The organism is Acinetobacter sp. ANC_7654, assembly GCF_056779855.1.
In genome coordinates, this window is sequence record NZ_JBWYIR010000008.1 from 12411 (window position 1) to 22613 (window position 10203).

The window sequence follows — 10203 nt, forward strand, 5'->3', positions numbered from 1 at the left end:
GTTACATGCATTTATTTTTTATTGATTAGAATGAAAGGATTAAACCATCAATGAAAGTTAAAGAATGCAATAAAAAGCTGAAAAACCTTTTCCCTGAGTTCCGTGAACTTATTCAGCCTTTAAGAGAAGAAAACCCTCACTTCGCTAAAATTTTCGAGGAACATGAAACGCTAGATCATGAAATTACGCATTTGGAACTAAATCCAGTTAATGTAATTAATGATGATATTGAGTTTCTAAAGCGAAAAAAACTTAAATTAAAAGATGAAATGTATCGTTTGCTCAAACAAGCGCAGACGAACCTTACTCAGTAATTTCAATTTAATATTATAAAATAACGGTGAATCTGGCACTTATCATTCTGACTTAAAGCATAAGTGCCTTATGTGACGTTGACTATTTTAATCGAGTCCAACGTCCCATTTCTCGGAGCGTACCTTTCAATGTTTTTTGAATCGGTTCATACTCCAAAAATGCAAACAAACCGAGTTGTTGCTGCTGGTTTTGTTGAGCCAACAATTCCATCACACTTTTTTCACCGCGCCCGACCATTTGTCTACGATAAAAATACCAAATTAACAAAAGTGTTGTCACACACATGGCTGTGAGCATATACCAAAAGCCATGCGGTGAGTTTAATCCTGGAATAAATTCAAAATTCATTCCGTAAATACCTGTAAGAAGAGTCAGTGGTGCAAATACAGCGGTGATAATTGCTAAAATTCTCATATTTTCATTGGTTTGATTGGCCACTGCTGAAAAGTGCAAATCGATAGCGGCTTGTACTGCATGGTTTAATCGAACACTGTGCTTTTGTATTCTTTCAATATGGCTAATTAAATCATCCATTCGGACGAGCATTAAATTTTGCTTCTCTGCCTTACGTTTAGCTTTAATATGATGATAATTTTCGACAATTTCATCTCTTAATTCCTGTAGGCATTCAACCTGTTCTTCACACAAATTTTCAACTTGTTGAAAAGCGGTGATCTCTTGCAGCAGTTGATTCCATCGATTAAATTTTTGATTTCCTTGTAATAGTTCTCTTTGCCAAAATTCCACACGTTTGGTTAGTGGCACACGTAAACCTAAATAGCCATCCACCATCATATTCAGTAATCTAAGCACAATATCTACAGGGCTCTGTGCTAATTTTCGTGGAATATTTTGTTGCTCTATAGGTCGTGTTTGAATCGCCTGCACTCTTTCAAGATATGTTTCAAATACACGATTACCTCGTTCATGCACTGTGATTAAAACATTTGATGTCATGACAAAACTTACCGGCGTTGTAACAATGTCCGCAGTTTGTTGTTCAGCTGAATGACCATTCTGAATTTGTATGTGGTCATCTGGGGTGATTAATTTTTTAAAGATCAACAAATCATAATCATCCAATGCATCAAATACGCAAGGATGCTCAAGGTTTTGAATATCTTTAAGATGAAATTCGTTCAACAGAATTCCAGTGTTCTCAAAAATATATCGTTGCCACGTCTCTGTATTTTGAATCAATTCGTGGCGTTCAAAACTCAACCATATAAATTCTGCATCAACATCAGTCGATAATTCTTCACTCAGATAAATATACCCGTCACCTTGATGATAATAATAATTAAACTTTTGCATTTTAGTTATTTTTAAATGAGAACATTTTGATCATGCCATAAAAAAAGCCTTGTGTAACACTCGTTTAAACGAAGCACCACACAAGGCTTAGAATTAGCTTAAATGATTAAGCTTGTTCAATGTCTTTCATTGTAAGTTTGATACGACCACGGTTATCAACATCCGCAACTTGTACCTTAACTTCTTGACCTTCAGTAAGAACGTCTGTCACATTCGCAATACGCTCGTTCGAGATTTGTGAAATGTGAAGCAAGCCATCAGTACCAGGAAGGATATTGACGAACGCACCGAATTCAACGATACGAATGACTTTACCTGTGTAAATTGTACCTGGTTCAATTTCTGCTGTAAGCGCTTGGATTTTCGCTACTGCAGCCATTGCCGCTGCTTTAGTTTCACCAAATACACGTACTGTACCGTTATCTTCGATATCGATCGCTGCTTTGGTTTCTTCAGTGATTTGACGAATAGTTGCGCCGCCTTTACCAATCACGTCACGGATCTTATCAGGATTGATGCTGATCACTTGGAATGTTGGTGCGTGCATTGAGATTTCAGGACGAGCACGTGAAATCACTTGATTCATCTCATTCAAGATATGCATACGACCTGCATACGCTTGATTCAATGCAACTTCCATGATCTCTTCAGTAATACCTTCGATCTTGATGTCCATTTGAAGTGCAGTAATACCGTTTGCAGAACCTGCTACTTTAAAGTCCATGTCGCCAAGGTGATCTTCGTCACCTAGAATGTCTGAAAGAACTGCGAAACGTTCACCTTCTTTCACTAGACCCATTGCAATACCTGCAACTGGCGCTTTAAGTGGAACACCTGCATCCATAAGTGATAAAGAAGCACCACACACAGACGCCATTGAAGACGAACCATTCGATTCAGTGATGTCAGATACGATACGAATCACGTACGGGAAGCGATCAGCTGGTGGAAGAACTGCTTGAACACCACGACGTGCCAAACGACCATGACCAATTTCACGACGTTTAGGACCAGATTCACGACCAGTTTCACCTACAGAGTATGCAGGGAAGTTGTAGTGAAGCATGAAGTTATCAGTCTTCGTACCTGCAAGGGTATCCACCATTAATGCATCACGTGTATTACCTAAAGTCGTCGTTACTAACGCTTGAGTTTCACCACGTGTGAACAATGCAGAACCGTGCGCACGATCTAACACGCCAACTTGTACGTCGATTGCACGAACAGTTTTAGTATCACGACCATCAATACGTGGTTTACCAGACAAGATATTGTCACGAACTGTACGATATTTAAGGTCTTCAAATAATTCGTTCACTTCATCAGCAATACCTGTTTCATCATTTTCAGGAACGAATTGCGCAATTGCTTCAGCATGAAGTGCATCAAGTGCTGCATAACGGTCTTGCTTAACCGCAATCGTGTATGCTTCAGAGATTTTCGCTTCAAATGCTTCTTTTAATTTTGCTTGAAGTTCTTCATTTTTAGTTGGTGCAGTCCAAGTAGACTCTGTTGCACCCGCTGCTGCTGCGAATTCTTTGATTGCTTGAATTGCAATTTGCATTTCGTCATGACCAAAAAGAACTGCGCCCAACATTTGGTCTTCAGAAAGTTCTTTCGCTTCTGATTCAACCATAAGTACAGCAGCTTCAGTACCCGCAACGACAAGATCAAGATCAGATTGAGCAAGTTGTTCGTGGCTTGGGTTAAGAACGTATTCACCGTTGATTAAACCGACACGTGCAGCACCAATTGGACCACGGAAAGGTGTACCTGCAATTGCAAGTGCAGCAGAAGTACCTAACATTGCAGCAATGTCAGCTTCCATTGTTTTGTCAGATGATACAACTGTCGCAGTCACTTGGATTTCGTTGTAATAACCTTCTGGGAACAACGGACGAATTGGGCGGTCGATCAAACGTGAAATTAAAGTTTCAGCTTCAGATGCACGGCCTTCACGCTTACCATAACCACCTGGGATACGACCTGCAGCATATTGTTTTTCTTGGTAGTTAACAGTCAATGGGAAAAAGTCTTGACCTGCTTTCGCAGTCGGTTGAGCAACAACAGCAACCAATACAGTCACACCACCCATGGTAATCACTACTGTATTTGCTTGACGCGCCACACGGCCTGTTTCAAGCACAACTTGGTGCTGACCGAATTGGAATTCTTTACGAATAATATTAAACATCGACATGTTCTATTTTTTCCTGATTTTATTCTAGTGGAGACCCCTAAGGTTTGGCATTCACAACACAGGTTTTAAATGACAAAGCTTAGAAGCCGACCTCACTAGAAACACTATTTTTAAACACAAAGAAGGAGCGAAACTATTCGCCCCTTCCCCATGATCTAGTCGAAACTAGATCGCCTTTAGTTTTCAGCAATACAGCATTCAACATGCAATAATCCGAAAATAAAGTTTAAATCGAATTAACGACGTAAACCTAAAGCAGCAATCAAATCGCTGTAACGAGTAGCATCTTTACCTTTAAGGTAGTCAAGAAGCTTACGACGTTGGTTAACCATACGGATAAGACCGCGACGGCTATGGTGGTCGTGTTTGTGCTCTTTGAAGTGACCTTGTAAGTCATTGATTTGAGCAGATAAAAGAGCTACTTGAACTTCTGGTGAACCAGTGTCGTTTTCAGCGCGAGCAAATTTAGCAATGATCTCTGCGCGATCTGCGTTTGTTAAAGCCATTCGATTTCTCCGAGATGCTTATTTAAAAGTATTTGATACAAATCAATGACGCTCTTCAAAGCGGAATTGACTGCCGTGCATCACTACAGCAGCGTGCTATTTTAAAGGAACCCCCCTCAAAAAGCAAAATTATCCGCTCAATAACTTCTGGCAGAAACAATCATCAATTCATGTCGTTAAAGATACTGACTTTTGTTTTTTGGCAGGGCAAACTTGCCTGTTATAAAAACAATGAAACATGGAATGAACGTGAAATTACTCTCTACAAATACGTGCATAGCACCAAAAGACTTAACTACGATCACTCGTCATAAAGACGAAGTTGCGCCAGAACTTGGGGGAATGACGCAACAGCAAATTGATAAAATTTGGCACAGTGTTGAAGCACTTTATCGTACTGGCAATCATCCAATGATCAGTATGTGTTTACGTCGCAAGGGTCAGATATTAATTAATCGCAGTATTGGTTACACAGAACTTGGTCCAAACTATCAAACAGACCCTTCTAAAGTTGCGACACCAGAAACACCGGTCTGTATGTTTTCTGCCTCTAAAATCGTTAATGCCATGTTAGTGCATTTGTTAGATCAACAAGGGAAAATTAACTTACTTGATCCAGTGAGTCGCTATATTCCAGAGTTTGGTGTTAACGGTAAACGACGCGCCACCATATTTCATTTGTTATCACACCGTGGCGGTATTCCTAAAATTGAAACTGAGGTCACTCCAGAGCTTTTATTTGATCGTCAAGGGATCCTGGAGCATCTTTATGCAGCAAAACCGATTGCACCCGTAGGCTCGCAACTCTCTTATCATGCTGTAACTGCTGGATATATTTTAGGAGAATTGGTTGAACGTGTAACAGGACAAGATATTCGTGATTACTTGCACGAACATATTGAAAAACCAATGAATTTACCTTTCTTCAACTATGGTTTAAAACCAGAACTACGTCATTTAGTTGCAAAAAATTATCCAACTGGGATTCACCCTGTTTTGGGGACTGACCTATATCTCAATCGTGTATTAGGCGGAGGACTGCAACTGGCAGTGGATGTCACCAATGATCCCCGTTTTATGGATACCGTCTGTCCTGCAGGAAATATTTACACCAGTGCTGAACAAGCCAATCGCTTTTTTGAAATGTTACTCAATGGTGGTCGTTATCAAGACCAGCAAATTATCAATTCAGAAACGGTTTTCAGAGCAACACTCCCTACATCCAATACAACAATAGACCGTAACCTTTTAGCACCTATGCGTTATGCACTTGGTCCGATGTTAGGCAGTAATCCAATCGGTGTATTTGGCCCAAATACTGGACAAGCTTTTGGTCATCTAGGTTTCTCGAATATTTTATGTTGGGCAGATCCTCAACGGGATATCAGTGTATCGTTCTTAAATACAGGGAAATCTGTGTTAGGCACACATTTAGCCGCTTTAGCAAAAGTGCTATATCAAATATCCAACCAATGCCCAAGTATTCCTAAGGAAAAAAGACGCGCGTTATTTGGAACTGATCAATCTGAAACTGAACGTGTTTAATATCAATGTAAAAAAGGCATCATTTAGATGCCTTTTTTTAAAGTTTTCATCTATTAGCTATTAATTAACCACTACAGATTGTCACAAAAAAGAAAGTACGACAGTTACGTTTTGGTGCTGGCGTTGGTGTTGGCGTAGGAGTTGGCGTCACTACAGGTGGGTCAATAACAGGGGGTTGTGGTGCTGGAGTAGATGGAGCACCATTTAACGCAGCAATTAAATTCAAACGAGGTGTTCGAATTGAGTTACGATGATCCGTAACCAAAGTTCCCGTAGACGTCATACGTGCAACAATTTGATCCAGAGATTCATTCGGGAAAGCATTATTCGCACGTAACACAGCAACAGCACCAGCAATGTGAGGTGCAGCCATTGAAGTACCATCCATTGTATATCCGCCAGCGGTGATACGTGAACCAGGCGCCAATAAAGTTAAATTACGACTCGAGTTACTGAAACACGTTACTTTGTCGCTATAAGTTGCACTGTCAGAGCAATTGCTAAATGCAATCGAACCTACGTTAGCATCATAAACTGCCCCTACACTGACTGCACCCGCAGTACATGCTGGATAGGATATACCACTCAGATGGCCATCATTGCCAGATGCAACTACTGGTAATACCCCATAGCCTCTCAACTTCGAAAAAGAATCTGTAAGTACGGAACTAGTACAAGTTGAGGAATAACTACGTCCATTACCAATGCTTAAGTTTACTGATTTAATGTTTTTGCTTTGGGCATGGTTCGCTACCCAGTTCAAGGCACCAATTATGTCATAATCGGTTGCGCCACCACCAGTTCTAGCTGTACTGCCGGTGAACACATCAAGCATGACAATTTTTGCATCTGGTGCAACTTTAGAAGCAATTGCTGCAACGTTAGTTCCATGTCCATTAACATCTAATTCTAATGTATCGTCTTCTTGAGCAATTTCAATAGAATCCGAAACTTTGCAAGTGGATGATGGTACACCTGGCGCTGTACAATTACCAAAGTCTGAATGGTGGTAATTAATACCTGTATCTAAGATAGCAATTGTTGTCCCTGCACCAGTATAGCCTTGCGCAGCTGCAGGCACTTGACCAATTAATGGTAGACTTTGAGATGCTGTCGTATAAGAAATATTATTTGGATAAATTGCTTTTACATTCGGGTCATTCAATAAGCTTACGAGCGTGTCACGCTTTTGAACGCGATGAAAACTATATGGTAAGGCATTATAATCGCGTAGTAATTGAATACCACCTAAACGCTTAAAGTTCGATTGAATCGATTGCTTCTTTTGAGCAAGATGTTCACGAAGTTGAGCGCGATTATTTTCTAAATGATTAATGTCAATATGATATTCAACGATTAGATCATTTGAACTGTTGTTCAATAATGCCGACAGATTAATACCACCTTTCGACACTTTTTGTTTTGCCTGATTGTTCAATTTAGCGTTAGCTGCTACAGGACTCATTTGAGCCATTGCAGTACCGACCATCAAAACACTCAAACATGCGCTTAATGATAAAGTTTTAAACATAATTGTTCTCCGTTGTTATGTTTTTAGTGCGCAGGGTAAAAAATTACACTTGATTGGCTGGATCAGTTTCTGGATCAATAGGCTTAATCGAAAAATCGCTCTTCGGATCTACTAAATCTGGAGAATCAGTAACAGGCATCTTCTCAGACTCATTTAAATCTTCGACTTGATCTTCGTTAGGCGATATTGGCGTTTGCTGTCCACTCTCAGGAGCAGATAGAGAATCAATCTGAGCGACTGAGGAAGTGTTTTGATCTGCAGGCTTAAAACATTTATACAACCCAAACAGAACAACACTCACCAAAATGATTAAAATTATGAATTTTTTCATGGTTTTTTTGTAAAGTGATAATTTTTACTCACTTTAATAGAATCGTTAAGTCAAAACAAGTATAAAGATGCCTAAAAATTAAGATTGAGATAAACGGTTAAAAAAGGCCCTATGACAAGTCATAGGGCCTTTTTTGCGCTGTAGATTCTTATATTTTAGTTATGATTCTGTTATTTATATTTTTATTGTAAGTGCTGCACACACATTTATTATTAATACGGTCCTTGTTCTTAAGGTTTCATTTCCTTATATGACTATTTTGCCAGATTCATTATGCAACACAAGTCGCAGTTTTCTGATCTTTATGTAAGAAATTGCGTACATTATGTAATCAATTTAATCTTATATGTATATAAAAAAGCCCTGTAGTCTCTCCCAAAACTACAAGGCTTAGCGGCTGTAAGTTTCCTCTTTTATCACTTACATCATTGTAAGTTCGCAGTCTCTCGACTATAAATTATTGTAATTATGCGATATTGCTCAACTTTCCGTGTTGAACCTTTTATGCAAGCAATCATCGCAAAAAATTGTACGAAGCTCTATGCGCCAATTTCTCGAATCCTTGTAAGATATTTCCTACAAAGGTTTTCTATTTTCAACCAATCGTTAAATATTAGATATAAATAAAGTGTTTAATTTATTCAATAAACCTGTTTTTCTTATTGTTTTAATGTTTATTGCCTCAAATAAAGCATCAGTATCCACCAATAAACTGACTGCTTTTTTTGCCCTCGTAATCGCGGTATACAATAATTCTTGGCTCAATAGACGTGACGCAAACTCATCTAATACAACTGCAGTGTGTTTAAATTCAGAACCTTGCGACTTATGAATGCTCAGCGCATAACAGGTTTGCATTGACTTTGGTAAACGTGATGCTGGAAACCATTGGTCAAGACTTGGAAAATATACTTCAAATTGATCAGCAAACTGGCGATGTCTGAGACATATCCCAATATCACCATTAGAAAGCCCGAGTTGATAATCGTTATATGTCATCATGACAGGGCGACCAATATACCAAAGGTCGTGTCGTGATATCCGCATGTGCTGAAATAGCTCCCTTTCAATTTCATCATTCAAACGATTCAATCCCAAATGTCCATGTCTCACTGCAGCTAAGATCCTATAATCATCAAATTTTTGGATAATTTCAGCCACATCCTGCTGCTGATATCCATTTCTGACATAAAGGTTGAGTGCTTTAAAGTAATCCGTAAACCCCGAGCTTAATTTAAGGTAATAGGCTTTTAAATCTTGATCTGAATATTCTTTATTCAAATACTCTAGTTGAACAAGATCCTCTTGAAGCTCAGCTAAATTAATCTGTTGGATTTCAGATGCTCTACAAATCTCCTTCTCAAATTTAGCCAATACCTCAACTTTCGAGCTTTGTGGTGAGCATTGATGTGACTGGATGAACCTTGCCAAATCACCGATTTTTGCACCTGCTTTGAATCTTCGACTGGTCACTAAATTGACGTGATGGTCATTAAGCGCTTTTACTTGTTGTAAATCCGCCAATACCATCCCCACATCAACCGAGGCCAACTGCTGTGCATCCCCTAACAAGATCAAACGACATTGGTCTGGAATTGCTTCAAAAAGCATCGTCGCGAGATTGAGATCGAGCATTGAGGCTTCATCAATCACCACCACATCATAGGGTAATGGCTTTTTCAGACTGTATTTAGGTTGAGCGCTATGCCCTAAACCTAGAAGACGGTGAATCGTTAACGTATTTTGCTGCTTTAAGTGGGCAATATCCAAACCCATATTGAGCATTGCATCGTCATTTAATGAGTTTTGCAATGCTTCTTTCATTCGCTGTGCAGCTTTCCCTGTCGGTGCAGCCATTGCGATTCTTAACTGATGATTCGACTCATTTAATACGGCAATAATACGCGCTAGAGTATACGTTTTCCCTGTACCCGGACCACCTGTAATCATACTCAGCGCTTGCCTTGATACTATTTCTAAGGCTTGCTTTTGAAATGGATCGATTAATAATTTTTCATATTTTGTGCAATCTACAGGCACTATCGTTTGCTGCTTTAAACGATAAACTTGTTGAGCTAAACGCTGCTCTAATTGCCAATAGCGATATAAATACAAATAGTTCTGATCATAAACAAAAGGCGCGACCTGTTGTTCTGCAAGCTCTGCGCTCACGAGCAACTTACTCAGATCTTGGATAACCTCCCCTTTCAAATCAATACAACTATCGCCGACAGTAGATGCCATCAGAACTTGTTCAATGGTGTTAATGGATTGTTCATTTAAATCATCTGATGAAAGATACTGATTTAGGATATATTCAGCCCAAGTTGTTACCCATTGAGGAACATCAACTTTTTCATTCTGGTTAATTTCCACACAGTTATCCTCATAGTTATCTACACATTTATCATCAATATTATCCACAAGATAAATTAATGATTAATAATAAATTCATTTAAAT

8 protein-coding genes are annotated in these 10203 nt (G+C 39.1%); 2 read left to right on the forward strand and 6 right to left on the reverse strand.

Translation table 11 applies throughout. The annotated features are described in order from the left end of the window. Positions 1–50 precede the first annotated feature (50 nt). Entirely contained in the window at positions 51–314 is a 264-nt protein-coding gene (locus tag AC1M86_RS09685; protein WP_035264053.1) for an HP1242/YdcH family protein, read from the forward strand. Between the two features lie 82 nt (positions 315–396). Here the strand turns inward: AC1M86_RS09685 and AC1M86_RS09690 are convergent, their stop codons facing one another. From AC1M86_RS09690 to rpsO, 3 genes are all read right to left on the reverse strand, one after another. Beyond that, complete coding sequence (locus AC1M86_RS09690) at positions 397–1629, reverse strand: magnesium transporter CorA family protein (RefSeq protein ID WP_035264110.1); 1233 nt, start codon at positions 1627–1629, stop codon at positions 397–399. Between the two features lie 106 nt (positions 1630–1735). After that, on the reverse strand, positions 1736–3823 hold the full coding sequence (gene pnp / locus AC1M86_RS09695) for a polyribonucleotide nucleotidyltransferase (protein ID WP_180028184.1): 2088 nt from the start codon (positions 3821–3823) through the stop codon (positions 1736–1738). 242 nt (positions 3824–4065) lie between these two features. Then, entirely contained in the window at positions 4066–4335 is a 270-nt protein-coding gene (rpsO, locus tag AC1M86_RS09700; RefSeq protein WP_035264047.1) for a 30S ribosomal protein S15, read from the reverse strand. Positions 4336–4584: 249 nt separating this feature from the next. Here rpsO and AC1M86_RS09705 point away from each other — a divergent pair, with 249 nt between their 5' ends. Continuing rightward, entirely contained in the window at positions 4585–5880 is a 1296-nt protein-coding gene (locus AC1M86_RS09705) for a serine hydrolase domain-containing protein (protein WP_092767411.1), read from the forward strand. Positions 5881–5944: 64 nt separating this feature from the next. Here the strand turns inward: AC1M86_RS09705 and AC1M86_RS09710 are convergent, their stop codons facing one another. The 3 genes from AC1M86_RS09710 to recD form a co-directional block, all read right to left on the reverse strand. Continuing rightward, positions 5945–7411, reverse strand: coding sequence for a S8 family peptidase (locus AC1M86_RS09710; RefSeq protein ID WP_481607853.1), 1467 nt, complete (start codon positions 7409–7411; stop codon positions 5945–5947). A 43-nt stretch (positions 7412–7454) separates the two neighbouring features. Beyond that, positions 7455–7742 (reverse strand): hypothetical protein, encoded by a 288-nt coding sequence (locus tag AC1M86_RS09715; RefSeq protein ID WP_035264045.1) that lies wholly within the window; start codon positions 7740–7742, stop codon positions 7455–7457. 606 nt (positions 7743–8348) lie between these two features. Further along, entirely contained in the window at positions 8349–10118 is a 1770-nt protein-coding gene (recD, locus tag AC1M86_RS09720) for an exodeoxyribonuclease V subunit alpha (RefSeq protein WP_481607854.1), read from the reverse strand. Between the last annotated feature and the right edge of the window lie 85 nt (positions 10119–10203).

Coding starts and splice junctions, on each gene's coding strand:
- AC1M86_RS09710 (WP_481607853.1), bottom strand. CDS start 7,411: ATGTTTAAAACTTTATCATTAAGCGCATGTTTGAGTGTTTTGATGGTC.
- pnp (WP_180028184.1), bottom strand. CDS start 3,823: ATGTTTAATATTATTCGTAAAGAATTCCAATTCGGTCAGCACCAAGTT.
- AC1M86_RS09685 (WP_035264053.1), top strand. CDS start 51: ATGAAAGTTAAAGAATGCAATAAAAAGCTGAAAAACCTTTTCCCTGAG.
- AC1M86_RS09690 (WP_035264110.1), bottom strand. CDS start 1,629: ATGCAAAAGTTTAATTATTATTATCATCAAGGTGACGGGTATATTTAT.
- rpsO (WP_035264047.1), bottom strand. CDS start 4,335: ATGGCTTTAACAAACGCAGATCGCGCAGAGATCATTGCTAAATTTGCT.
- AC1M86_RS09715 (WP_035264045.1), bottom strand. CDS start 7,742: ATGAAAAAATTCATAATTTTAATCATTTTGGTGAGTGTTGTTCTGTTT.